The 26,564-nt window shown below is 68.8% G+C and carries 12 protein-coding genes, 3 tRNA genes and 2 pseudogenes; 8 read left to right on the plus strand and 9 right to left on the minus strand.

The genetic code is table 11. The features are described 5' to 3' along the window. Positions 1-661 precede the first annotated feature (661 nt). Together AB0I68_RS32525 and AB0I68_RS32530 are read right to left on the minus strand one after the other, a co-directional pair. Positions 662-925 (minus strand): hypothetical protein, encoded by a 264-nt coding sequence (locus AB0I68_RS32525; protein ID WP_363180972.1) that lies wholly within the window; start codon positions 923-925, stop codon positions 662-664. A gap of 156 nt (positions 926-1,081) precedes the next feature. Then, entirely contained in the window at positions 1,082-8,260 is a 7,179-nt protein-coding gene (locus tag AB0I68_RS32530; protein ID WP_363180973.1) for a polymorphic toxin-type HINT domain-containing protein, read from the minus strand. A 1,031-nt stretch (positions 8,261-9,291) separates the two neighbouring features. Between AB0I68_RS32530 and AB0I68_RS32535 the strand changes: the two genes are divergently transcribed. Beyond that, the gene (locus AB0I68_RS32535; RefSeq protein ID WP_363180974.1) at positions 9,292-13,251 is read left to right on the plus strand and encodes a LamG-like jellyroll fold domain-containing protein; all 3,960 of its coding nucleotides are present in this window, start codon (positions 9,292-9,294) and stop codon (positions 13,249-13,251) included. A 204-nt stretch (positions 13,252-13,455) separates the two neighbouring features. Next, positions 13,456-13,593: pseudogene (locus AB0I68_RS32540) on the plus strand (beta-N-acetylglucosaminidase); the annotation flags it as partial. Between the two features lie 363 nt (positions 13,594-13,956). On the opposite strand, the pseudogene AB0I68_RS32545 reads toward AB0I68_RS32540, so the two are convergent. The 5 genes and pseudogenes from AB0I68_RS32545 to AB0I68_RS32565 all read right to left on the minus strand — a co-directional run. Next, positions 13,957-14,223, minus strand: a pseudogene (locus tag AB0I68_RS32545) (IS630 family transposase); the annotation flags it as partial. Positions 14,224-14,273: 50 nt separating this feature from the next. Then, on the minus strand, positions 14,274-14,759 hold the full coding sequence (locus AB0I68_RS32550; protein WP_363180975.1) for a winged helix-turn-helix domain-containing protein: 486 nt from the start codon (positions 14,757-14,759) through the stop codon (positions 14,274-14,276). Positions 14,760-15,214: 455 nt separating this feature from the next. Continuing rightward, positions 15,215-15,288: transfer RNA gene (locus tag AB0I68_RS32555), tRNA-Ile, on the minus strand. A gap of 184 nt (positions 15,289-15,472) precedes the next feature. Continuing rightward, positions 15,473-15,545 (minus strand) — tRNA-Asn (locus AB0I68_RS32560). 5 nt (positions 15,546-15,550) lie between these two features. Further along, positions 15,551-15,623, minus strand: a tRNA-Asn gene (locus tag AB0I68_RS32565). A gap of 145 nt (positions 15,624-15,768) precedes the next feature. Between AB0I68_RS32565 and AB0I68_RS32570 the strand changes: the two genes are divergently transcribed. From AB0I68_RS32570 to AB0I68_RS32585, 4 genes are all read left to right on the plus strand, one after another. After that, complete coding sequence (locus AB0I68_RS32570; RefSeq protein WP_363180977.1) at positions 15,769-16,071, plus strand: YtxH domain-containing protein; 303 nt, start codon at positions 15,769-15,771, stop codon at positions 16,069-16,071. A 74-nt stretch (positions 16,072-16,145) separates the two neighbouring features. Next, a complete protein-coding gene (locus AB0I68_RS32575) occupies positions 16,146-17,600 on the plus strand; it encodes an FGGY family carbohydrate kinase (RefSeq protein ID WP_363180978.1) in 1,455 nt (484 codons plus the stop codon). 169 nt (positions 17,601-17,769) lie between these two features. Continuing rightward, positions 17,770-19,503: an ABC transporter ATP-binding protein gene (locus tag AB0I68_RS32580; protein WP_363180980.1), complete on the plus strand. Its 1,734-nt coding sequence runs from the start codon at positions 17,770-17,772 to the stop codon at positions 19,501-19,503. Continuing rightward, on the plus strand, positions 19,500-21,422 hold the full coding sequence (locus AB0I68_RS32585; protein WP_363180981.1) for an ABC transporter ATP-binding protein: 1,923 nt from the start codon (positions 19,500-19,502) through the stop codon (positions 21,420-21,422). The genes AB0I68_RS32580 and AB0I68_RS32585 overlap by 4 nt, the downstream gene beginning before the upstream one ends. A 71-nt stretch (positions 21,423-21,493) precedes the next feature. Here the strand turns inward: AB0I68_RS32585 and AB0I68_RS32590 are convergent, their stop codons facing one another. Then, positions 21,494-22,552, minus strand: coding sequence for an RNA polymerase sigma factor (locus AB0I68_RS32590; RefSeq protein ID WP_363181030.1), 1,059 nt, complete (start codon positions 22,550-22,552; stop codon positions 21,494-21,496). A gap of 201 nt (positions 22,553-22,753) precedes the next feature. Here AB0I68_RS32590 and AB0I68_RS32595 point away from each other — a divergent pair, with 201 nt between their 5' ends. Next, positions 22,754-23,347 carry a hypothetical protein gene (locus AB0I68_RS32595; protein ID WP_363180982.1) on the plus strand — a complete coding sequence of 198 codons (594 nt, stop codon included), beginning with the start codon at positions 22,754-22,756 and terminating at the stop codon, positions 23,345-23,347. A 28-nt stretch (positions 23,348-23,375) separates the two neighbouring features. Then, entirely contained in the window at positions 23,376-24,347 is a 972-nt protein-coding gene (locus AB0I68_RS32600) for a nucleotidyl transferase AbiEii/AbiGii toxin family protein (protein WP_363180983.1), read from the plus strand. Between the two features lie 38 nt (positions 24,348-24,385). Here AB0I68_RS32600 and AB0I68_RS32605 read toward each other — a convergent pair whose 3' ends face one another. After that, positions 24,386-26,464, minus strand: coding sequence for a molybdopterin oxidoreductase family protein (locus AB0I68_RS32605; protein WP_363180984.1), 2,079 nt, complete (start codon positions 26,462-26,464; stop codon positions 24,386-24,388). Positions 26,465-26,564 lie beyond the last annotated feature (100 nt).

Consider the following 26,564-nt stretch of genomic DNA (forward strand, 5'->3'; position numbering starts at 1 on the left):
GCCACCCCGACCCACAGGTGCGCGAAGACGCCAGGCTCGCGGCAGCAGAGATCACCGCGTCGGAGGACCCCACCCACAACTCTTGACTATTGCTCCCGTGGCCGAGGGCGCCCCACATTGACGGTGAAGAACGCCCTGGCCCCTCTGCCGGCCACAGCCCCCGGTACGTCCGTTCGGCCTACCGAGATCCTGGCTCTGGTCATCGGCCTGCTGACCGCGGGGCCACAGCGGGACCAGCACACCGAATCAGATGGTTGATGCCTGCCGTGATCAAGGTAGTCACAGCGGCTCCGCCAGCGAGTCGAGGGAGCTGGCGGAGGAGGCATGCGAGCGTGGAGAACGCAGGGCACAGGACGGCTCCGGCAGATCGGGTAGCGCGTGCGGTGATACCTGGAGCCCTCCAGGGGATGCCAGGCCCCCGTGCTGCCGACATTGCGAGAGGAAGCGGCGCGAGGACGCGTCGTCGCCTCCTCACTCTGGGCCAGCGGAGGCCAGCAAGCCCTCTGATTCGGTTATTCCGGCGCTATGGTGCGCCCTCCTCATGATGGCTGCACCATACGTGGTCCCGCCGAATCACTGCCGTCAGCGTTGCCGCCAGGAGGCCCTGAAGCCCCGCCGAGGAAGTGGTTCCTCGGCGGGGCTTCAGTATACGAAACGCGCGCTACTCGTAATATCCGGGCGCAAACAGAGTAACGCCTTCCACTTCTGAGCCACCCTCTTCCGGCGCCGGATTATATAGCGCGAAGCACAAGTCTCGAAACTCAATACCTGAATCGTCCTCGACGCCGACAATCCCATCTCGCTCCAGGTCTGAAATGACTTCGCGATAGTTTCGCCCCAGGAGGGCAACACCGCGCAGAAGAATCTCGGCCGGCTGGGTTACCTCGATCAACTCCACCCTATCCGAGTCATTGAAGTTCACCATCAGCCCGAGAGCCACATAGTGGTCAGTGGGGGCACTCGACCGAGCCCTACGGAAGGACATGCACTCACCGAGTCGAGTCCTCAATTCGGCTCGACTCTCCCCGAATCTAACGAGATCAAGCCCCTCGCACGGGATTACATTGAACGGCATTTCGGTTCACCAGCCTGGCGGAAGGAAGTACATCATCTCTTTAATGGCTTTATCGTATTTAGTGCCGAACTGCGAGCGGATATCATCTATATCCATCTGTATGGCACCTCTGTAGTCGCCCTGGTTAATCAAATCCTGCTGCGCAGCCCTGTGCGCAATTGCCTCGCGACTGCGGCCCCAGCTTGCCGTTTGATAATGGTCGGCTTTATCCATCTGGATAGCCGGACCAGAGTCTCGCGAAAGCCCGTTAATCGAGTTTGGCGGCATATGATTGATCTCAGTCCCAGGGACGTTCCGCTTCGTTGCAGGATCCTTCTGGTATTTGTAGAGACCGCCTCGATAAACATGCCCTGCCGCCGCAGCGGTGGGGCCGCAAATATTGTGCACCAGGACTGGCGTGGTCCCAGCCATCACATAGTACGTGTGGAGCTGGTCAACCGTCAGGTTGTATCGGGTGGCCGTGCCGGGGGTCGACTGGACGTCAACCACTCGGACCTCGCGGCCGTCCGGGGTGGCCAAGGCGTGACCTGGGGGCAATTCTGCTGCCGAAACCCAGGTTTGATCGGTCTTGTCCCAGAAAGGGTGCTCTGCAGTGGTGTGGAGTTTCTGCTGGTCGCCCAGGGAGATCTCCACGGTGAGGTCGATCAGATCGCTGTCTGCGTGAGCCCAGGTGGCCACAACAGTGCGCCCACCCGAGTCTTCTCCCGTCTCAGGGTTAGCCGCTTCAACGCTGTCACCAGGCGTGACCTCGGCGATCGGCTTGGTCTCGCCGTCGTCCAGCAGGACGGGGGTCTCGGGCGAAAAGCTGCACGTGGTGCCCTCACCGGAGGACTCCACCGGACTCGGCTCCCTCGGACTCTCATCCCTCGGGCTTGAGTCCTTCGGGGTTCCTGCACCCGGCTCGCTCGGAGCTGTGGTGTCCGGGGCGTTTTCGTGCGGGGTTTCCTTCGTTGAGGGGGTGGGGACGTCCTCATCGAGGAGCTTCTTCAGAGGCGCAGCGCTGCCTTCGGCAGCCTCTGCAGCCTTGACACCGGCACGGAATCCCCTGACTAGCTTGTATGTTCCGACACCGTCTACGAGCATCGAGCCGATGACGCCCGACCAGAACCCCTGCTGATACCTCTCGGAGGTCGTGTCGACGCCAAAGAGCTCGGCGCTGGGATGGTCTCCCCAGAGGTTGGGGATCTCGTAGTCGCTGCCCTCCCAGCCCGTCCAGTCGTTGAAGTCCTCGTTGTCGCCGTTCCAGATGTCGACGCAGTTGTCGAGGGCCCAGCCCGCTGGGTTGATCCAGAGTTCGGAGCCTCCGCCGGAGACTGCGTCGACAAGGCCGCTGAAGTAGTCGCCGAAGCCGCTGAAGATTGAGAGGCCGGAGGGGTCGCTCGCGTTGATGGGGTCGTTGCCTGCGTAGGCGTAGCCGCCCATCTGGTTCGGGTCGCCGGCTTCGAAGACCGGGTCGCAGGTCAGGAAGCGGCCTATGACGGGGTCGTAGTTGCGGGCGCCGAGGAGGCTGAGGCCGGTAGCCGTGTCCGTGGGCTGGCCCAGGTATCCGCGGTTGTCGGCCCAGCTTGGCGGGGCGGGGCCACGCTGGGCTCCGTACGGGTCGAAAGCCCTGCGCGTGACGTTGAGCGTGGCCGCGTCGACCTGGAGCTGGGACGTGTTCTGCGGGTTCGTGGCCTGGTAGACGACCGCGCCGGTGGAGGAGCGGGTGATCTTGGTGCCGTCGGGGCCCTTGTAGTTGCGCAGCCCTGCGACCGTGCTCGACGTCTTGTTCAGGGTGAGCTGTTCGGCGCCCCCGAAAAGGTAGAGCGTGTCGCCGTCCGGCCCTCGCTGGATCAGCAATCCGCCGTCGGCGTCGTACAGGTAGTTGGAGGTCTGGGTTCCGCCTGCGGGCTTGGGGGTGACGACGGTGTCGGTGCGGCCCTGGGCGTTGTAGGTGAACGTCTGGGTGGTGGCCGCGGCCGTGCCGACCTTGGTGTCCCGGCTGGTGGTGTTGCCGACGGTGTCGTAGTGCGGGGTGAGGGTGGTCGTGCCGTCCGGCCCCGTGGTGGTGATGGTGGTCGCCGTGTTGGGCTGGGCTGCCGGTGTGGTGCCGTTGCCGGGGTAGGTGATGTTCTGGGTGACGTTCTTGAGCGGGTTGCCCGACGTGTCGTGCTTGACCTGCTGGGTGCGGTCACCGAGCAGGTTGTACGTGTAGGTCTGCCAGTATGGGTTGGGCCCGCCGATCGTGGCGGCCGTCGGCAGCGCCGTGTTGCACTTGGATATCTGGCCGGGCTTCGCGGCTGCGAGGCCCTTGGTGTCCGTCCACGCCTGGGCGAGGCGGTTCTGCCCGTCGTAGAGGAAGCACTGCGTGTCGGTGCCGGTGACGGTGCCGCCGCTGGACTGCACCGTGGACGTGCCGGTGAGGTTCCCTGCCTCGTCGTAGGCGTAGGTGGTGGCGTCGATCGGGCTGTTGCTGCTGGTCTGCAGGCTCACCGTGTTGGTGGCCAGCCGGCTGGTCGCCTGGTCGTACGTCTGGGCTGTGCGGAACTGCTTGCCGTAGACGCCGTACGTGGACTGGATGACTTGGCCGAGCGGCGTGTAGAGGGTCTTGTTGAGGTACGGGGTCGTGCGTGAGCCGAACTCCGTCTCGAGGCCTTGGAGGTTGTAGCCGTAGCCGACCGTCTCGGCCGGCAGCCCGCCATCGGCCCCGAAGGTGGAGGACTGCAGCAGTCCCACGTTGGGGGTGTACTCCGCGGTCGCCGTGTAGGTACCGGCGAGCTTGCCCTCTGCCGCGGGGATGACCGTGGTGGAGCCGGTGGGCTGGTAGGCCGTGTTGTAGCCGTTGATCTTCTTTGTGTAGGCCTTGCCGCTCGCGCCCCCCACGAAGCGGGTGGAGGACGTCTGCCGCCCCTTGAGGAGCGTGTCGTACGTCCACTCGGCCAGCTTCTTGGACTGGTCGGTGGTGCTGGTGCCTTCGTACTCACCGGTCTTGCGGCCGAGCGAGTCGTAGGTCGTCGAGATGCTCTTGCCCAGCGCGTCGGTGCTCAGGATCTGCCGGCCGAAGAGGTCGTAGCCGTAGGTCGAGCGTCCCGTGTCAGGGTCGGTCTGGGAGGTCTTCTGGCCGAGGAGGTCGTAGGTGTAGGTCCACTTGTTGCCGACGGTGTCGCTGATGGACTGGATGTCGCCGGCGGGCGTGTACGTGTAGGAGGTCTTGGTGTCGGCGGCGGCCGCCTTGCCTGCGGTGCCCGAGGACCAGATGGCGGTGCCCGCGGCGTTGTACATGCGGAAGTTGCCGTCGCCCTTGACGATGGCGAATCCGCCCGTGGCGCCGGCGGTGCCTGTGCCGGATGTCCACAGCACCGTCCCGGTGGTGCTGGTGACGACCAGGTTGCCGTCGGCGCGAACCGTTGCGCTCGCGCCCTGGTTGCCGGCGGTTCCCGACGTCCACAGGACCTTGCCGTTGGCGATGCCCGTCAGGACGAGGTTGCCGTCTGCCTGCATGTCGAGCCGGACGCTCTTGGAGGAGAAGGTCGTGCCCGACTGGATGACGGTGCCGGCCGTCAGCTTGCGGTCTGCCGTGGTGTCGAGGGTCTGGGTGGCTGTCGTCTGGCCGATGGCGTTGGTGTAGCTGACCGCCGCCTGCCCGCCCTTCGGCGGAGTGCTGATCGTCTTGTCGACGCCTGGGTAGGCCGTGGTGGCTTCCCAGAGCTTGGCGCCCTTCGACCACTGCTGGTTGGCCGTGACCCGGCCCTGGCCGTCGTAGACCTGGCGGGTCTGGTTCGGGACCGTGTTCTCCGTTTCCACCCACATCGTGGTACCCGGAGCCGTGGTGGGGTCCGCGTACGTTGCGATGCTGGAGGCCGTCCAGCCGTGGCTGTCGTACGAGGTGGACGAGATGAGTCGGCCGGCGGAGTTGTCCGCGGTCGTCGATTGCTGCTGGCGGACCCGCAGCAGACCGTCGTAGAGGGTGACGGACTTGCCGTAGCTGCCGTCCTCGCGAAGGGTCTCGGTGGTGACGGCTGAGGGGTTCGGGGTGTCGCCGGCGCCGTTGACGGAGTAGGTGAACTTACGGTCTGGGGTCTGCTTGGCCTGGTCGCGGCCCGGCGTCCAGACCGCGGTACGCCGTCCCAGGGTGTCGTAGGTGCTGCTGGTGACACGTCCGTTGACGTCGACCGACCGCTTGTTGAGACCGCGAGTCGGGGATACGTCCGTCGTGGTGGTCCAGTTGTACGGCTGCGGGTAGGTCGTGGTGACCTGCGTCGGGAGCGTGCCCGAGGCCGGGGAGAACGCGGTGGTGGTGGCCTGTGAGGCCGCATCGGTCTGCTTGGTGACACGGCCGTAGTCGTCGTAGACCACACCGCCGTTCGTCTGGAATACGGGATTGCCCGCACCGTCGTACTTGGTGGCGACCTGCACGGCCGTGATCTGGCCGACCGAGTGCGTCTTGCCGTCCGAGGCCCAGGTCTGGCCCAGCTTCCCGTGGGTGCCGGGGCTGGTCACGGAGCCGTCGCCGTCGTAGAAGATCCGTTTGTGGCTGAGGGTCGTGTCCTTGCCGGGTGTGGTGCTGCATGGACCGGAGACCGCGATGGTCTCGCTCGGGTACATCAGCATCATCGGGTTGTCCGCCGGTGCCGATGCGTAGTTGGTGGTGGTGCAGTTCTCCTGCTCGGGTGCGGTGATGTCACCCTTGTCGTCGACTTGGTGGACCCGGCCGAGGCTGTCGTAGGTCGTGACCTTCTTGGAGGTACGCCAGCTGCCGCTGGACAGCAGGCCCATCGACCGGTTGGTCACCTCCGTCGAACGCCGTGACACCAGGTCGGGCAGCGTCGAGAGGGATGCCGGGGCGGGGTCCTTCGAGGTCCAGGACGTCCGGGCGCTGGAGCTGGTGTCCACGGTGGCGAGCGGCCCGTTGAGGGTCTTCGCGGTGACCGTGCCGCCGGCGGCGGTGAAGGTCTGGGACTCCAGGGTGGCACCGGCCAGCCAGTCGCTGTCGGGGAAGGACTCGCCCAGCGAGTTCGTCACCGACACGGAGCGCTTGGTGCCGTCCTGCTTGTAGTCGCCGTCCATACCCTGCAGGTACGTGGAGACGGTCTGCGTGATCGGGTCCGGGGCCACACCGGAGGTTGTGGTGACGGTGCGGTATCCGCGGAAGTCGTTCCAGGTCCGGTACTGGTCGTTGGTGAGTTCGGAGTCGTCTCGGTGCCAGGCCGCACCACCGTCGTAGGCGTAGCTGGTGACCTTGGCCGGCGAGCCGGCCTTGGTGAGGTCGCTGTTGGCCACCTGGGTGACGAGCGTCTTCACGAACCAGTCGGCCACGGGCTCGGCTGCGCCCGGCGGGAACCAGTTGACCGGGTAGCAGGCCATCGTGTTGGTGTCCGCCGACGCCGGCATTGTGTTCTTGGTGCGGGAGCACTCGGGGTCCCGGTAGGTGACCGCCGAGGACTCGCCGGACTCCGTCCGGACGCTGGAGATCCGGGGGCGGTAGAGCGGCGGGGCCGCCGGGGTCAGCCCGTCGACGCGGTTGTCCATCTCGATGCCGGTGAACGTGACCGGGTCCAGCGTGAGGGGCGTATCGCCCCCTGCCGTGGTGTCACGGCCGGTGTGCTGGATCGAGGACAGCCACATCACCGACTGGAGCATGCCGGCGCTCTCCGTCTTGCCGGTCTTGCCGGTGACGGGGTCCATCACGCCGCCCGCGTCCGAGAAGACGTGGGTCAGGCTGTAGACATCGACGTCCTGCCAGGCGGTGCCGATCTTGACCTGGGTGGTGATGTCCTTGAGGCGGTATGTGGACCAGAACGTGGGCGAACCGAAACGGCAGACGTCGTCGCCCTCGCCCTCAGTCTTGTAGCTGGCGGGGCAATTGATGTCGTACGGGACGTCGGGCCAGTTCTTGGCCGTGTCCTTGGACAGGTTGCTGTCCGCGCACACCGCGTCCGAGGTGGTGCACCTCTGCTTGGTACCGAAGTTGATCCGGGCCGCAGGGTCCTTGCCCGAGACTGCGTCGGCGAGCTTGTAGCCGTAGGAGATGCGGGTCAGGTACCCCGACCGGGTGTACTGCGTCAGGGTGCCGCCCTTGCCGTCCTTGACGACTTGGCCGTAGCCCATGTTGTAGTAGTTCGACTCGGTCGCGTAGTCGTACCGCTGGACGTTGCCCTGAGGGTCGACGACGAAGTCCAGATTGAAGCGGTAGCCGACCTGCTTGTCGCACTGCGACGCGTTGCCCTTGGACGAGCTGTAGCAGGGGTCGTCCGACTTGGGGTGGTAGACCGGCACGCCCCAGGCGCTGTTGGTCGCGGTGTCGCCGGACGTGCCGGGCGCGTGGTTCAGACCGAGGTAGTAGGCAGTGCCGTCGGGCGTGGTGACCTTGAAGTACTCCCCGTTCCAGAGGTCATTCGCCGCGCCGGTCAGCCGCTCGATCTTGGTGCCGTCGTCGGACTCCAGCCGGTAGACGCCATCGCTGCCGCGGACTAGCTGTCCGGTGTGGGCGCCAAGCGACAGCGTCGCGTTGTAGCCCGCCCAGCACATGTCGCCGGAGTCCTCGATGCCCGAATACTTACAGGGCTTGTACGAGCGCTCGATGAAGCCGGGGGTGTAAGCCCAGCCGTCACCTATCCAGGAAGACTGCGAGTTGCGGGCCGAAGTCTTGCCGTCGACGGACTGCGAGTTGTAGGTGAGCGCCACGGACGGTGCGTTTCCGCCCAAAGAGGGCGGGACAGCGACCGGGTAACTGTACGTGAAGGCGCCGGAGGCCGACTGCGCCCACGATCCCGAAGCGGAGAGAGAGGTCGCTGCATAGTCGCCCTGCGAGCCGGCCGTGCCCGACACCGCGGCGACGGCGACGGCTTGACTGCCGGCAGCTGCTGCCATCATCCGCTGCTGACCGGACATGACCGCGTCCTTGAACGGTGCTGCGCTGGTGCCCAAGTTCACGTCGGTGGTGAGCCGCTGGCTTTTCGGATCATTGACGGTTTGCAGCGGCTGCTGGACGCGGCAGGCCGCGACGGCGGGAGTGGTGAGCGCACACCCCGGCATGGCCACGAGGTGCAGTCGCGAGGCCCAGCCGCCGCCGTAGGCGTCTGCCAGCGCGCTGTAGTCAAGGCCCACGGACACCTTGCCTCCGGCGACGCCGTCGGCGGGAGTGAGGCCGACCAGCATTCCGTTCACATTGGCTGAGGCGGCCTGCTTCCGGCTGGCGGTCTCCACTCGGACCGTGGTGGGGCGGCTGTCGGGGGCGGGTGCGTTTGCCGCCCCGGTCGTCGAGCGGGCGGTGGCCGCAGACGCTGTCGGCGCGATCCAGACGGGTGACGTGCCGGCCTGAACCGGCGCCCCTGCCGGGGCCATACCGCTGTCTGCCGACCTGCCTAGGCTGCGCACCTGCTGGGACGGATGGGCAACCGAGACGGTTTCCGTCCGCGCAGCAGGCCACTTGGGCGTTTTGGGTTGGTGGACGCGCATCTCACGCGAACCCTGAGGCACGCGGGGAACCGGCTGTTTGGTTGCCTGGCCGACCGGGTGCCCCTTGACCACGGGCAGGTCTGGCAGTTCACCGTCCTTCCAGGATTTACCCGTGTAACGGTATCCGCCGACCGTGTCTGCGCTGGCCAGCGGCACGACAAGTGACATCGCGGCCGTCATGGCCGCGACAGCAACGGCCCGTCTCCTCCAGCCTCTTCCAGGCATACCGACAGGCCAGCGCATCAATGAACGCACCTCGACAGTCCCCACCCCAAGTGCGCGACCCAACCGGGCCGAAAGACAGAAGGGGCCGCAACCGGCCCCACAAGATCAGCGGAACAGTATTGCTGTGTACATGCAAACACAATACCCTTCCCGCAAATCCACCCTCACCCGAGCGACATGCGCCGACAGAACCGACGGGTTCGGTATGCGGGATGCCGGGGTGAAGCCTTAAGAACGCCTTATTTTGGGGGGAACTAGCGCTTATGCGCCGCCATCAGCATCAACACACCAGACGCACTGTCGGCTTGATCACATCCATAGGGCTCATGCTCGCCACCCCGGGGGCCGCACTTGCGGCCACACCGGACGCCTCGCCCGTCACGGGCTCTGTCACAGCTACCACGCCACCTGCAGGCGCACTGCCGAAGGCCCTCCAGCAAGCCAAGGCGGAGCAGAAGCCGGTCCCTGTCTCCACCTTGACCACACCGACGACCGAGACCGTAGCGAACCCGGACGGGACTCTCAGCACGACGACGTACATCAAGCCTGTTCGCGTGCTGAAGTCGGGAAAGTGGAGTCCTCTCGATGCCACCCTGCAGCGCAACGCGGACGGAACGTACAGCCCCCTCGCCACGCCCGCCGGCGTCTCGCTCTCCGGCGGCGGTACCGGCCCGCTGGCCACCCTGACGAACGGCGCGGGCCAGCGCCTTGCCATGTCCTTCCCCGTCCCTCTACCCGCCCCCCGAGTCAGCGGCAGCAGCGCACTGTACACGGACGTCTTCCCCGGGGTGGATCTCCAGACATCCGTCAGTGATCAGGGGGCGTTCAGCGAGGTACTGATCGTCCGCAACGCCGAGGCGGCGGCGAACCCCGCACTGCGCAGCCTGCGGCTGACTACCAAGGCCGACGGTCTGGCGGTGGGCAGCGACGCAGCCGGAAACCTCCAGGTCACCACGCCTGAGGGAGCTGCGGCATTCACCAGCGCCATCGCCCTCATGTGGGACTCCAGCACCCCGGCCACCCAGAAGAGCCTTGCCAGCAAGAGCTTTGTGGTCGGCCGCACGGCAGCCGCCGCCGAGGGCACTGGCACTCCTCCTGCGCCGCTCGTCGAGACCCCGGCACGGTCGTCGGCCGCTCACCCTGGAGAAGGCGCCCAGGTAAAGCCAATCGGCATCTCGGCACAGCCTGAGGCCGTGACCCTCACTCCCGACATGGGACTGCTGACCGGACCGACGACTTCCTACCCCGTCTTCATCGACCCGGTCGTCAACCCCGTGACCTCGGGAACCGGCCACTACGTGGTGGCCCAGGAGGGATGCCCGGGAGCAAACACGTACGACACCGCGCAGGACTGGGGTGAAGGGGTCGGCTACCAGCAGTACAGCTCCAGCTGCTTCGGGATGCAGGAATCCTTCTTCGAGATCAACACGAGCGCGCTCACTCCGCAGATGGTGATCCAGAAGTCGACCCTGTACCTCACCGAAACCTACGGTGCAGACCACGGCTGTTCGAACACATGGCCGCTCACCTTGAAGCACACAAACGGCATCAACAGCGGCACGAACTGGAACAACCGGCCCGGTGCGATCGCCACGATCGGCACCCAGCAGCTCTCCAGTGCCAGCCCCGCCAACGATTGCGGCTACAAGAGCGCGAACTTCGATGTCACCGACCGCATCAGGCAGGGGGCATCGCAGGACGCCGACACCTGGACCTTCGGCCTTTACGGCGACAGCCGAAAGACGACCTCGAACCTCGGCTTCATGCGGTTCAGCACCAACCCGTACCTCGTGACGGTCTTCGACATCCCGCCGTACGCTCCGGACTCCCCGAGCACCACCCCCGACTCCGCGAACCCTGGTGGCGCAGCCTGTAACAACGGCTCTCGGGGCTGGGTCGGTAGGACTGCCACGGCCTACGGAGCCACCAACCTCACGCTCAACGCCCGCCTGACGACCCCCATGGAGGGCGTGAACCTCCAGGCCGTCTACCAGGTCTGGGACGACATGAAGAACAACGGCAGCGGCGCTCCTGCCACCGTGTCCCAGCCCAGAAGCACCTACGTCGCGCCCGGGACAACGGCACGCACCAACGTGGGGATCGCACTTGCCGACGGCCATCAGTACGGCTGGGGTGCCAAAGCCTTCGACGGCACCCTGGAAAGCCCCTGGACTTCATACTGCGGTTTCAAGGTCGACCTGACTCCCCCCACTGCTGTCGCGTTCGCCGATTCGAAGGCATTCCCCCCACTCGCCAGCGGCCGCACGCCCACCGCACACGCCGGCGACACCGGGATCACCATCGCCGTATCCAGCAAGGACATCCTCCCCACCGGATGTGAGCTCACCGCCTGCATCAAGAGCGACATCCGTCGATTCGAATACTCGCTCGACACGGCCATCCCCACGACCGGCGCCCAGTCGATCGCCGTCACCCCCGACGCGAACGGCGCTGCCACCGCCAACATCCCGATCAACCTCACCGCCCAGCAGTGGGGCACGCATACCCTCTACGTCCAGGCGGTGGACGGGGCCAACAACGCCCGGCCCGCCGGATACACCTTCTACGCACCCTGGAACCCTGCGGCTCCGGTCACCGCAGGAGACGTCACGGGCGACGGGATACCTGACACTCTCAGGCCCGACCGCAGCGGAAGCGGCAGCCTGCTCCTCATCCCCGGTAACACCGACGCGTCCGCCACCGCGATCACGGCCTCGACGGCGGCCCAGAGTCCCGACAACACCGGCTGGGACAACTACCTCGTCACCCACCGCGGAAGCCTCAGCCAGTCCGGCGTGGACGACATCTTCGCCTACAACAGGAATACCCATCAGCTTTATGCGTACGGAAACGACGCGTCCAACAACGGGACGCCGGGGCACTTCAGCCTCACTCAGAACGTCATGCACATCTCGAGCAAGCCGGCGTGCAATCCGGCGGCACAGTGCACCGGGTACGTGGCGGACTGGTCGAAGGTCTCTCAGATCCTCGCCCCGGGCAGCTTCGACAACCCGCGCGGGCTCGCGGATCTGATCACCGTCGAGGACAACCGCCTGTGGTACTACCCCGGTACCTCGTTCGGCGGCTTGCACCTTGACCAGGGCATGCTGCTCAGCTCCGGCGACTGGTCACGCACCACCCTCATCGCACCGGGCAAGATCGGCGACACTCCCACACTGTGGGCGCGCGACGACACCACCGGACGCATCCACAGCTACCCACTGAAGTTCGACGCGAACGGCATCCCCACTGCACTGCTGGCACCGCCCTCGGCGCAGGCGCCCTCGGCCGCCATCGCAACGCTCGAGGCGTCGGTATACCCGCAGGTCGGCTCTTACGGGGACCTCAACAGCGACGGGCGCGCCGACCTGTGGGCGATCAACACCAACCAGCAGCTCATGGCCTTCAGCGGAACCGCGACCGGCTTCTCGCCGACCCCCAGCTCGCTGGGCAATCTCAACATACCGAAAGCCCAGTGGAAGCTGACCGGCCAGAGCGGCAACACCACTCCCAGCACCGACGGCAAGTACCCAGCCACCGCCTCTGGAATCACGTGGTCCACTGATTCCCTCGGCGGCAGCCAGACTTCGTACGCGGAGTTCAAGGGCGCCCAGTCGACCATCACAGCCAACGGCCCGGTCGTCGACACCCAGAAGAGCTTCACCATCAGCACTTGGGCCAAGCCCGGGTCCAAGACCAGTATCGTCGCCAGCCAGGACATGAGCCGAACCAGTTCATTCATCCTCTACGCCGATGCCTCCAGCTCCCAGTGGCACTTCGCCCTGGCCAACGGCGACACCGACGGATGGCCCTTCGACTACACCTACGCCGCCAATGACGCCGCGCGGTTCACTCCCAATGCCTGGACTCGCCTGACCGCCGTCTACAACGCCGAAAGCGGCCTGATGAGCCTCTACGTCAACGGCGTCCTGGCCAGCAGCGGACAGCACCAAGCCGCCACCAGCCCTGCCTCCAACGGCCCCCTCGTCTTCGGCCGGTTCAAGGCCAACGGGGCACCCCAAGACAGCCTCACGGGCGGCATCAGCAACTTTGCCGTCTACCCCTACGCCACCACCCCCGCCGCTCCCGGAACCGCCGGCCCGATCACACTGACCGCCGCCCCCGCCAACTGCATGGACAACGACTACGCCAAGCCCGACGACGGCAACAAGATCCAGATCGCGCGCTGCAACGGCACCCCGGCCCAGGATTTCGAGGTCCGAGGCGACGGAACCCTCCGCATCCAGGGCAAGTGCGTCGATGCCGCTTGGGCAGGGACGGCCAACACAACCCTGCTTCAGCTGTTCACCTGCAATCGCGGCCCGAATCAGCTGTTCGTGCCCCGGGCCGACGGCTCCTTCTACAACCCGGTCTCCGGCCGCTGCATCGACCTGGGCAACTTCAACACCACTCCGGGCACCCAGCTCTGGCTGTTCGACTGCAACCGCTCCGACGCTCAACGCTGGAGCATCCCCGCCCTGACCACGACGTCTCTGCCCACCCCGACCCCGTAGCAGCCTCACCTCAACAAGACGACGGCCGCCTCACCCCGCCGGGGTGAGGCGGCCGTCCCCTGTCCGCAGTGGTCCGCGTACCCGGCCGGCCCATCAAAGATGCGCCCGCACCGGGACGGCCGCGGTACCCATCCCCCGCGGCTGCGGATACTGTAGGTAACGGGGGGTGCGGAAGGCCAGGTCTTCGTAGGTAAGGAGGCGGCTGACCTGGCCGCCTCCCAGACCTCGGCCCAGGTGGCCGCCGGCATCCGGATGCCGCTGGCCGCGCTCTCCCAGAAGCTCTGGGACCCCTGCCCGCCGCAGGCTGCCTGGCCGCAGTTCCAGGCCCTCGCCGGCCGCCTGACCCCGACCGGTGGGCGGTCACGGGCGTCCGCGGGGCGGGGGCGGAGGTCCGCGCTCCGCAACAACGGGATCCCGGCCCGGTGACGAACCGCGTCCGGCCGTCGCCCCGGCTGGATCCCGGGGGTTACGGTGCGGCGACGCCGGAATCCGGGAGAGGGAGAAGACCATGAGAGCGGTTCGGAGGCAGGCGGCCATGGCCGCCCTGTGCCTTGTGCAGCAAAGCCCCTATCGGGACACGCTCACCGGGCCGGCGGCAGCAGGCGCCGCTGGGAGCCGGACGCCGACAGATCCTCAACAGGGCACTGCGGCCAGTTGTCCCACGAGTCAGGCCTCCGCTCCCAGCGGCACTCCACAAGTCTCACAGTTGTCCCAGATCAGGACTATCGGGCCGCCGAGCTGGTTGTGCGCCGCGATGATCAGGTCGCGGTAGTCGCTCCAGGCGAAGCTCTTGCGACCCTTGCTCCTGCCCTGGCCGTCGTCCAGCCCGGGCCGGTAGATCAGCCGGGACCGCTCGCCGGGCTTGTAGCAGGTCAGGGCGGCGATCGAGACCCGACGGCGGGAGCGGCCGCGCACCCGGACGACGGGCGTGCAGCCACGGCGTCCCCAGGTGCGGGCCCGCGCCGGCGTCATCGAGACCCCGGCCTCGTCCTCGAACACCAGCCAGCCTCCGAGCGCCGCCACTAGGCTTTTACCTGCGGCCACACCTGCTTCTTCCACACCTCGATGGCGCCCTCGTCGCGCTCGATCGCCCGGCGGACCGGCTGCTGGCACGACCAGCCGTTGCGCCGCATCAGCTTCCACACACCCTGGACGGTGTACGAGACGTGGAACCGCCGGCCGATCAGAGTCTTGATCCGCGCCAGCGTCCACCGCTGGTCCTCCCAGCCCTGAGCGAGCGGACCCTTCTCCAACTCCTGCTCCAGCTGGGCGAACTGCCGCTCGCTGAGCCTGGGCAGCGACTGCGGACCCTTCGAATCCAAGCCGACAGAACCGCCCTGCCGCCAGCCCTGACGCCACCGCTCCACCGACCGCACAGTGACCCGAAGATCAGCCGCGATCACCCTGCTGCCGTCACCCCGTTCGAACCGCTCGGCGGCCTCCAGCCGCACCCGCTCCCGACGCTGTTGCTCCTGGGCAGTGAACCCGCCCCCCTGCGCGTATCGCACCCCGATGTCATACCGCAGGGATCAAGGTCCGTCAGTACCTACGACAAGGCGAGTTCAACCTGAGTAGTCCTGGTGTGCTCGGATATATCCGTTAGGAGCTCTACGTAGGCATGGGCGTAGGCCGGGAACTTCTCCGCGTCCAGCACCGGCGACTCACTCGGCTCGACGAAGCCCTCGCCCTTGACCCATCCCGGCGGCCATTGCTGTCCGTGACCGTTGACCAGGTTCCGCCAACTTCTCGTCGTCGAAGGTCTCGCGGCACCAGCGGCCCGTTCGGGAGCCGCCGGCCCGCCACACGACGGTGTAGGAGGGGTCTCCGGACGTGCGTTCGTTGGTCTTGATCGAGGCCATACGAGGAATCGTACGGCGCGCCGGTGTGGCGCTCGTGTGGCGAATGCCTCGGCGGCGTTAACGTCAGACCAGCGTTTTGGCTGGTCATCGACGTTTCTGCCGTGTGGGGCGGGTGGGACTCGAACCCACGGCCGACGGATTATGAGTCCGCTGCTCTAACCGGCTGAGCTACCGCCCCTTCACGGCGTGGCGCGTACATGTGTGCGCGCCGTCTGCCGCAGCATAGCCGCTCATACGATCTCCTGCCTCGGATGCCTCGCATGATCGGCTTCGCCTGCTGAGGGAGACCGTTCTGAGGGCTGCCCGGTTCCAGGACCAGGGCAAAAAAGAAGAGGACCCGCACGGGGTCCTCTTCTTTCACGCTCCCCCGGCTGGACTCGAACCAGCAACCCTCCGGTTAACAGCCGAATGCTCTGCCAATTGAGCTACAGGGGACTGCGCTCCCCCGACTGGACTCGAACCAGTAACCTGCCGGTTAACAGCCGGCTGCTCTGCCAATTGAGCTACAGGGGATTGCTGCGGTGCACCGAACAGCCCACCTCCGGCCTTGCCGGGGGGCGAGCGCCCGCTGCGAGTCATAGATTAGCGCAAGCAGGGGGGTGCTCCGCCAATCGGTATCGCCAGCGGGCCGGGCACCACACGACGAAGGGTGGCAGGCATGCGGTACAAGGTCACGTTCGTGGTCGGACTGGCCCTCGGGTACGTGCTCGGGACCCGCGCGGGGCGCGAGCGCTACGAGCAGCTGAAGAAGTCCGCCCGCGGGGTCGCGCAGAACCCGGCGGTGCGCAATGCCGCCGAGACCGCCGGACAGACGGGGCGCGTGTACGCCGGGAAGGCCTACGCCGCCGTGAGCCACAAGGTCGGCGACGCGCTGCCCGCCTCCCTGGCCGGGCGGGTGCGGGGACTGCGCGACCGGGCCGGCGGCGGCTCCGAGGACGACTGGGGCACCAGCAACACCTGAGCGGGAAGGTTCCCCTGGGATCCGGCGCCTCCGGGGCGGCGGATCCCGCCCCGGCGTGCGGCAGAATTCTCCGCATGGGGATAGTCGCCGGGCTGGACAGTTCTTCCGCCTTCACTCGCATCGTCGTCTGTGACACCGACACGGGTGCCGTGCTGCGCCAGGGGTACGCGCCCCATCCGCAGCCCGCAGGCGATCACGAGAGCGCCCACCCCCACGAGACCGACCCGCAGGCCTGGCTGCTCTCCCTCGGCGAGGCCGCCGGAGGCGGGCTCCTCGAAGGGGTCCAGGCCATAGGCGTCTCCGCGCAGCAGCACGGACTGCTGCCCCTGGACCAGCAGGGCGCCCTCGTACGTCCGGCCCTGATCGGCAACGACAAGCGCGGCCAGGTCGTCGCCGCCGACCTCATCGAGGCGCTGGGCGGCCGGCAGGCCTGGGCCGAGGCCGTCGGGTCCGTGCCGTCGTCCGCGCAGCCGGTGGCGAAGCTGGCCTGGCTGGCCCGCACCGAGCCGGAGGCGGCCCGGCGGGTGGCCGTGCTGATGTCCGCGCACGACTGGCTCGTCTGGCAGCTGCTGGGCCGGCCCGCCCGGCGGACCACCGACCGGGGCGGCGCCTCCGGCACCGGGTACTGGTCGGCGGCCACCGGTGCGTACCGCCCCGACCTGGTCGAGCTGGCGCTCGGGCACATGGCGCTGCTGCCCGAGGTGCTCGGCCCGGCCGAGGCCGCCGGGATGACCCCGGAGGGGCTGCTGATCTCCGCCGGCACCGGGGAGACGATGGCCGCCGCGCTCGGGCTGGGCCTCGGCCCCGGCGACGCGGTGGTCTCGCTGGGCGCCTCCGGCTCGGTGATGGCCGTGCACCACGAGGCACTGTCGGAGCCGGGCGGGCTGATCACCTCACTGGCCGACGCCAGCGGCATGCACCTGCCGGTGGTGAACACCTCCAATGCCGTACGGGCGCTGCGGGGCACCGCCGAGCTGCTGGGCACCGATCTCGAGGGACTGTCCGAGCTCGCGCTGAAGTCGACGCCGGGCGCGCACGGCCTCGTACTCCTGCCGTACCTGGAGGGTGAGCGGACGCCGAACCTGCCGCACACCGCCGGGACCCTGTCCGGGCTGCGGCGGGACTCGATGAAGCCGGAGCACCTGGCGCGGGCCGCGTTCGAGGGCATGCTGTGCGGGCTGGTCGACGCGCTCGACGTGCTGCGTTCGCGCGGGGTCGAGATCCGCCGGGTGTTCCTGCTGGGCGCGGCGGCCGAGCTGCCCGCCGTACAGGTCGCCGCTCCGGGGCTGTTCGGCACGCAGATCGTCGTACCGGCGCCGGCCGACTACGCGGCGCTGGGCGCGGCGCGCCAGGCGGCGTGGGCGCTCGGGGTGCAGCAGGGCACGCTGGCCCCGCACACCCCGCCGGTGTGGCCGGGCCCGGCGGCGCAGGTCTTCGAGCCGGGCGAGGAATACCCGGCTTGGCAGGCGGTGCGCCAGCAGTACATCGCGACGCGGGAACAGATCCACCCCGGGGCGTTCCAGGCCTAGGGGGTGTCCGGGCAAATCCTCCTCTCGGGCGCGGGGCCTACGGCCGCCGGAGTAGTCCGGCGGCCGGTCTACTCCTTTTGACCGGCCTTTGCGAAAACCAGTGGGGATCGGAGGCGGGGTGGCCGAAGATGGGGTGAACCCCCTCGATCTTGCCGACCGGAGCCTGCGCGTGCTCATACGACTTCTGCGGACCCATCTGAGTCCGTACCGGAAACCGATCGCCCTCCTGGTCCTGCTGCAACTGCTGCAGACCAGTGCAAGCCTCTACCTCCCCACGCTGAACGCGGACATCATCGACAAGGGTGTCGTCAGCGGGGACACCGGCTACATCCTGCGCTTCGGCGCGCTGATGCTCGGCGTCTCCCTCGTCCAGCTCGGATGCAACATCGGCGCCGTCTACTTCGGCGCCCGTACCTCGGCGGCCGTCGGGCGCGACATCCGCGCTGCCGTCTTCGACCGGGTGCAGAGCTTCTCCGCGCGGGAGCTCGGCCAGTTCGGCGCGCCGTCGCTGATCACCCGCACCACGAACGACGTGCAGCAGATCCAGATGCTGGTGCTGATGACCTTCACGCTGATGGTCTCGGCGCCGATCATGTGCGTCGGCGGCATCGCCATGGCGCTCTCGCTCGACGTGCAACTGTCCGGCGTGCTGCTCGCCGTGGTTCCCGTCCTCGGCCTCTCGGTCGGCGCGATCGTCTTCAAGACGCGGCCGCTGTTCCGGAAGATGCAGGTCCGCCTGGACACCGTGAACCGGGTGCTGCGCGAGCAGATCACCGGCAACCGCGTGATCCGCGCCTTCATCCGCGACGACTACGAGAAGGACCGGTTCCGGGAGGCCAACGCCGACCTGACCGGGGTCTCCCTCGCGGCCGGCCGGCTGCTCGCGCTGATGTTCCCGACCGTGATCGTGGTCGTGAACATCTCCAGCGTCGCCGTCATCTGGTTCGGCGCGATGCGCATCGACAGCGGCGGCATGGAGATCGGCCAGCTGACGGCCTTCCTCGCCTACCTGATGCAGATCGTCATGTCCGTGATGATGGCCACCTTCATGTTCATGATGGTGCCGCGCGCCGAGGTCTGCGCCGAGCGCGTCCAGGAGGTCCTGGACACCGAGTCCAGCGTGGTCCCGCCCGCCGACCCGGTCCGCAAGCTCCTGCAGTGCGGCGTGCTGGAGCTGCGCGGCGCCGACTTCCGCTACCCGGGCGCCGAGGCGCCGGTGCTGCGCGGGGTGGACCTGGTGGCCCGCCCCGGCGAGACCACGGCTGTGATCGGCTCCACCGGAAGCGGCAAGTCCACGCTGCTGGGCCTGGTGCCCCGGCTGTTCGACGCGACCGGCGGATGCGTGCTGGTCGACGGGGAGGACGTACGCCACCTGGACCCGGAGCTGCTGGCGGCAACGGTCGGCGTGGTCCCGCAGAAGCCGTACCTCTTCTCCGGAACCGTCGCCTCCAACCTGCGGTACGGGCGTCCCGACGCCACCGAAGAGGAGCTGTGGCACGCGCTGGACGTGGCGCAGGCCAAGGGCTTCGTGGTCGAGCTGGAGGGCGGTCTGGACGCGCCCATCACCCAGGGCGGAACGAACGTCTCCGGAGGCCAGCGCCAGCGCCTGGCCATCGCCCGCACGCTGGTGCAGCGCCCGGAGATCTACCTCTTCGACGACTCCTTCTCCGCCCTCGACTACGCGACGGACGCGGCGCTGCGCGCGGCACTCGCCCACGAGACGCAGGAGGCGACGGTGGTCATCGTCGCCCAGCGGGTCTCCACGATCCGCGACGCCGACCGGATCATCGTGCTCGACGAGGGCCAGGTCGTGGGCGAGGGGCGCCACCACGAGCTGATGGCCGACAACGAGACCTACCGGGAGATCGTGCTCTCCCAGCTGACGGAGGCGGAGGCCGCATGAGCGGGCCCGGAGGACGGATGATGATGGGGCCGGCCGAGCGGTCCCTGGATTTCAAGGGCTCGGGCAAACGGCTGCTGGGCCAGATAGCGCAGGACCGGGGCCGGCTGTGGGGCATGATCGCGGCCGTCGTCGGCAGCGTCGGCTGCTCGGTCGTCGGTCCGAAGATCCTCGGCCAGGCCACCGACCTGGTGTTCGCGGGGATCGTCGGCCGGGAGATGCCGGCCGGGATCACCAAGCAGCAGGCACTGGACGGGCTGCGCGCCAAGGGCCAGGGCGGGATGGCGGACATGCTGTCCGGCACCGACTTCACCCCCGGCGAGGGCATCGACTTCGGAGCCGTCGGGGCCGTGGCGATCTGGGCGCTGGTGACCTTCACCCTCGCCGGCCTGCTGATGCTGGTCGCGACGCGGCTGTCGAACCACATCATGAACGGCACCGTGTACCGGATGCGCGAGGAGCTGCAGGCGAAGCTGTCGCGGCTGCCGCTGTCGTACTTCGACCGGCAGAAGCGCGGTGAGGTGCTCAGCCGGGCCACCAACGACATCGACAACATCGGGCAGACGCTGCAGCAGACGATGGGTCAGCTGCTCAACTCGCTGCTGACGATCGTCGGCGTGCTCGCGATGATGTTCTGGATCTCTCCGCTGCTGGCGCTGGTCGCGCTCGTGACCATCCCGGTCTCGGTCGTCGTCGCGGCGAAGATCGGCAAGAAGTCGCAGCCGCAGTTCGTGGCGCAGTGGAAGTCCACGGGCGCGCTCAACGCGCACATCGAGGAGATGTACTCGGGCCACACCCTGGTCAAGGTCTTCGGCCGGCAGAAGGAGTCCGCGGCCGTCTTCGCCGAGCAGAACGAGGCGCTGTACCGGGCCTCGTTCAAGGCGCAGCTGGTCAGCGGGATCATGCAGCCGGTGATGTTCTTCGTCTCGAACATCAACTACGTGCTGGTGGCGGTCGTCGGCGGTCTGCGGGTGGCCTCGGGCAGCCTGTCGATCGGTGATGTGCAGGCCTTCATCCAGTACTCGCGCCAGTTCTCGATGCCGCTGACGCAGGTCGCGTCGATGGCGAACCTGGTGCAGTCCGGTGTCGCCTCGGCGGAGCGGGTGTACGAGCTGCTCGACGCGGAGGAGCAGGAGCCGGACGCCGAGGTCCCGGAGCGGCCGGAGCAGGTCCGCGGCCAGGTCACGCTCGACAAGGTGGCCTTCCGCTACGAGCCGGACAAGCCGCTGATCGAGAACCTGTCGCTGAGCGTCGAGCCCGGCCACACGGTGGCGATCGTCGGCCCGACGGGCGCCGGCAAGACCACCCTGGTCAACCTGCTGATGCGGTTCTACGAGGTCACGGGCGGCGAGATCGCCCTCGACGGGGTGGACATCGCGAAGATGACCCGCGAGGAACTGCGCAGCGGCATCGGCATGGTGCTCCAGGACACGTGGCTGTTCGGCGGCACCATCGCGCAGAACATCGCCTACGGTGCGGCGCGCGAGGTCACGCGCGCCGAGATCGAAGAAGCGGCGCGGGCCGCCCACGCGGACCGGTTCATCCGCACCCTGCCGGACGGCTACGACACCGTGCTGGACGACGAGGGCGCGGGTGTCAGCGCGGGCGAGAAGCAGCTGATCACCATCGCCCGGGCGTTCCTGTCGGACCCGGTGATCCTGGTGCTCGACGAGGCGACGAGCTCGGTGGACACCCGTACCGAGGTGCTGATCCAGAAGGCGATGGCGCGCCTCGCCCACGGCCGTACGTCCTTCGTGATCGCGCACCGGCTGTCCACGATCCGCGATGCGGACGTGATCCTGGTGATGGAGAACGGCTCGATCGTGGAGCAGGGCACGCACGAGGAGCTGCTGACGGCGGACGGCGCGTACGCGCGGCTGTACGCGGCGCAGTTCGCGCAGGCGGTGGCCGAGGTCGACTAGCGTCGGCCGGCGGTTGTGCCAGGGGTGCCCTCTCACCAGGGGGCACCCCTTCTCCGTGCTCAGCCCCGTTCTCAGTCGAGGTATCCGCGGAGCTGGTCGGCGAAGGCGTGGTCGCGCAGCTTGTTGAGCGTCTTGGACTCGATCTGCCGGATCCGCTCGCGCGTCACGCCGAAGATCCGCCCGATCTCCTCCAGGGTGCGGGGCCGGCCGTCGGCCAGGCCGTAGCGCAGCTGGACGACCTTGCGCTCGCGCTCGCCGAGGGTCGACAGCACGGCTTCCAGATGTTCGCGGAGCAGGAAGAACGCGGCGGACTCCATGGGCGAGGCGGCGTCCCCGTCCTCGATCAGATCGCCGAGGGCGACGTCGTCCTCCTCGCCGACCGGCGCGTGGAGCGAGACCGGCTCCTGGGCGAGGCGCAGTACCTCCAGGACCCGCTCGGGGGTCAGCTCGAGGTGGACGGCGACCTCTTCGGCGGTGGGCTCGTACCCGCGTTCCTGGAGCATGCGGCGCTGTACGCGCACGACGCGGTTGATCAGTTCCACGACGTGGACGGGCACGCGGATGGTGCGGGCCTGGTCGGCGAGGGCCCGTGACATGGCCTGCCGGATCCACCAGGTGGCGTACGTGGAGAACTTGTACCCGCGGGCGTAGTCGAACTTCTCAACGGCCCGGATGAGCCCTAGGTTCCCCTCCTGCACGAGGTCGAGCATGGTGAGCCCACGGCCCACGTAGCGCTTCGCGACGGAGACGACGAGCCGCAGGTTCGACTCGATGAGGCGCCTCTTGGCCATCCGCCCCATGACGACGAGTTTGTCGAGGTCGAGGGCGAGCCGAAGACCGACGTCGGGGGTGTTGCCCAGCTTCTCTTCGGCGAACAGTCCGGCTTCGACGCGGCGCGCGAGCTCGACCTCTTCGGCGGCGGAGAGCAGCGGGATCCTGCCTATCTCGCGCAGGTACTGCCGGAACAGATCGGCGGAAGGGCCTGCTCCGCCGGTTTCGGGGCGCCTGCGCTGCTCGGGCACCTGCTCGATCAGCTCCGGCACCTCGGGCTCTTCGGGCTCCTCGTCCACGGCGTCGACCTCGGGCTCTTCACCCGCAGTGGCCTCGGTGTCGTGGACGGGCGGGCTCACGTTGACGGTCAGGATCTGGGTCTGCACGGGGGCGACCTCCAGGGCTCCGAGGACGGGGGCACCGCACCTCAGTGTGGGGTACGACACATCGCTGCCACGAGGGGCGTGCGAGCACTTTCTGAGTCCGGTGCGTGACCGGATGGTTACCCCCCGCCGGGAATCCCGATGCGGATCGGACGCATGTCCGAGAACATCGATGCCGTGTCTGAGTACGAAACCCACGTGACGGTGCGCTGCCCGGACCCGCGGGAGCTGGCGCGGCTCGAAGCGTGGGCCGGGGGGCGGGGGTTGAAGGTGACGCACATCCTGCTGGCCCGGGGCCGGATGGTGTCGCAGCCGATGCTGACCCTGCGGGACCGTACGGGCCATGAGGCCCTGGTGCCCCGGCTGCGGGCGGCCGGCTTCGACCCGGTGCGGGTCAAGGTGGAGACGGTTCCGTGGACCTCGGACCGCCCGGGCCCCGGCGGCGGCTACTTCGAGCACCACCTCGCGCTGCTGCTGCCGGCCGGTTTCGACCGGCCCGCCCTGGAGGCCCTGGTGATCCCGCACGGGGCGCACCTGTCGTGGAACGCGCGGCGGGTCCGGGAGCAGGACGGGGGCCGGCACGAGCGCTTCGTCACCCAGCGGTGGCGGGGCGCCGCCGGGGCGGCGGGTGCGGCGCGGGCCTGTGACCGCCTGCTCGCGGACCTTGCGGGCGCGGGCTACGAAATCCGCTCGCAGGAGCGGGAGTTCGTCCTGTACGACAGCGACCTGTCGGTGGACGAGGGCTGGATCGAGGAGGGGGCGGTCGCATGAGCGGCGGGGCCGGCGAGGGGGGAGCGCGATGAGCACGTGGCAGGAGTTCAGCTGGCGGAGCACCGAGGTGCCGCGGGTGCCGTTGGACGAGGAGACGCGGGCGCGGCGGGAACTGCCGCGGACCCTGCGGCCGGTGGCCGGGGACGACGTACGGCAGCGGCCGCTCTTCGACCCTTCCCTGAAGCACTTCCGGCAGGCGTTCCGGGCCGGTGACCCGGTGTTCGACGATCCGGAGCGGACCGCCTCCTGGGTGCGGGCGCGGCGGGCGGCGATGGATGCCGTACTGCTGGCGGTCTCGGGCTCCACATGGGCGGACTCGCTGGTGCTGCGGGGCAGTGTGCTGCTCGCCGACCGGTTCGGGGAGGCCGCCCGGGAGCCGGGTGACCTGGACTTCGTGGTGGTCCCGCAGAGCCTGCGGATGGAGGACGGCCGGACCGCGCGGATGCTGGACGGCATCGCGGCGGCGGCCGACGGGCGGGCCGGGATCTCGGCGTCGGGCGCGGTGTGCGAGGACATCTGGACGTACGACCGGGTGCCGGGGCGGCGGATGGTGCTGCCGTGGTCCGTGCCGGGGCTGCCGGCCGGGCAGGTGCAGCTGGACTTCGTGTTCAACGAGCACCTCCCGGAGGAGCCGGAGCCGGTCGAACTCGCCTGCGGGGCCACCGTACTGGCGGCCTCGCCCGCCCTGTCGCTGGCCTGGAAGGTGCTGTGGCTCATCAGCGACCTGCACCCGCAGGGCAAGGACCTGTACGACGCCGTGCTGCTGGCCGAGCGCCACCGTCTGCCGAACGCGCTGCTGCAGGCGGTGTTCCGGCTGGCGGGCGAGGCCCCGCTCCCGAATCGGGAGGTGGAGCTCGCGGACATCGTGCACATCGCCCCCGAGGGCCATGGCAGCACCGAGTGGGAGCACTTCGAGGCGGAGTACCCGCACCTGGCCGCCCCCGGCGAAGAGGCCTTCCTCGACCGCCTGGTGGAGGCACTGCGCCCGACCTTCGGCTAGGCCGTTCCCGCCCTGGAGCGGCAGGCGGGCGAGGCCGCTCAGACGGGCTCGACGCGGACCGCGCAGACCTTGAATTCCGGCATCCGGGAGATGGGGTCCAGGGCCGGGTTGGTCAGGGAGTTGGCGCGGCCCTCGCCCGGCCAGTGGAACGGCATGAAGACCGTGTCCGCGCGGATGGTGTCCGTGATGCGGGCCGGGGCCACGGCGCGGCCGCGGCGGGAGACGACCGCGAGCGGGGCACCCTCGACCGCGCCGATACGGGCCGCGAGGCGCGGGTGGAGTTCCACGAAGGCCCCGGGGGCGGCCGCGTTCAGCTCGTCCACGCGGCGGGTCTGGGCGCCCGACTGGTACTGGGCGACCACGCGGCCGGTGGTGAGGAGGACGGGGTACTCGGCGTCCGGGATCTCGGCCGCGTCGCGGTGGGAGACGGGGACGAAGCGGGCCCGGCCGTCGTCGGTGGCGAAGCGGTCCAGGAAGAGGCGCGGGGTGCCGGCGTGGGAGTCGTCCGGGCAGGGCCAGAAGACGCCCTGTTCGGCCTCGATGCGGGCGTAGGAGATGCCCGAGTAGTCCGCAGGGCCGCCGGCCGAGGCGCGGCGGAGCTCCTCGAAGACCTCCTCGGGGGCGGTGGGGAAGCCCTTCTCGATGCCGAGGCGGGAGGCCAGCCCGTGCAGGACCTCCAGGTCGGTGCGCACCCCCGGCGGCGGGGTCAGGGCCCGGCGGCGCAGCAGGACGCGGCCCTCCAGGTTGGTGGTGGTGCCGGTCTCCTCCGCCCACTGGGTGACGGGGAGGACCACGTCCGCGAGGGCCGCCGTTTCGGAGAGGACCACGTCCGCCACCGCCAGGAAGTCCAGGGAGCGGATGCGGTCCTCGATGTGGGAGGCGTGGGGGGCCGAGACCACCGGGTTGGAGCCCATGAGGAGGAGGGCCTTCACCTCCGTGCCGAGGGCGTCGAGGAGTTCGTACGCGCTGCGGCCGGGGGCGGGCAGGCTGTCGGGGTCGACGCCCCAGACCTCGGCGACGTGGGCCCGCGCGGCCGGGTCGGTGAGCTTGCGGTAGCCGGGGAGCTGGTCGGCCTTCTGGCCGTGCTCGCGGCCGCCCTGGCCGTTGCCCTGGCCGGTGAGGCAGCCGTACCCGGAGAGGGGGCGGCCGGCGCGGCCGGTGGCCAGGCACAGGTTGATCCACGCGCCGACGGTGTCGGTGCCCTTGGACTGCTGCTCGGGCCCGCGTGCGGTCAGGACCATCGCGGAGGACGGCGCGCAGAACAGGGAGACCGCCTCGCGCAGCTTCGGGACGGGCACGCCGGTGATCCGCTCCACCAGCTCCGGCCAGTGCGCCATCGCCGCGGCCCGGGCCTCCTCCCAGCCGGTGGTGCGCTCGGCGATGAACTCCTCGTCGGTGCGGCCTTCGGCGACGACCAGGTGCAGCAGGCCCAGCGCGAGGGCGAGGTCCGTTCCGGGACGGGGGGCGAGGTGCAGGTCGGCCTGCTCGGCGGTCCGGGTCCGGCGCGGGTCGATGACGATCAGCGTGCCGCCGTTCGCCTTGAGCTCGGTGAGGTAGCGCAGGGCGGGCGGCATGGTCTCGGCCAGGTTCGAGCCGACGAGGATGACGCAGCCGGTCCGCGGGATGTCCTCCAGGGGGAAGGGGAGACCGCGGTCCAGTCCGAAGGCCCGCTGGTGCGCGGCGGCGGCCGAGGACATGCAGAAGCGGCCGTTGTAGTCGATCTGCGAGGTCCGCAGGGCGACGCGGGCGAACTTGCCGAGCGCGTAGGCCTTCTCGTTGGTCAGCCCGCCGCCCCCGAACACCCCGACCGCGTCGGGCCCGTGCGTACGGCCCGTGCGGGCGAGGCCCTCGGCAACGGCGTCGAGGGCCTGCTCCCAGGTGGCCGGCTCCAGCCGTCCGGCGTGGGTGCGGACGAGCGGCCCGGTCAGGCGCACCCGGGAGGAGAGCACGGCGGGGGCGGTCCGCCCCTTGCCGCACAGCGCGCCCCGGTTCACGGGGAAATCCGCCCGCTCCTCCACCACCACACTCGCGCCGCCCGGCCCAGGGCGGAGATTCATCCCGCACTGCAGCGCGCAGTACGGGCAGTGCGTGGCGGTGGCGGAGTCCGGGGTGTGCATACGGCCCAGCCTGCGACGGCGGTGTTACGCGGGCCGCCGCCTCCGGTTACGCCTCCCGTACGGGCACCTCAGCACGCCCGCAGACGCCCGGTGAGGGCGA

Source organism: Streptomyces sp. NPDC050448, assembly GCF_040655295.1.
Lineage (GTDB): Bacteria > Actinomycetota > Actinomycetes > Streptomycetales > Streptomycetaceae > Streptomyces.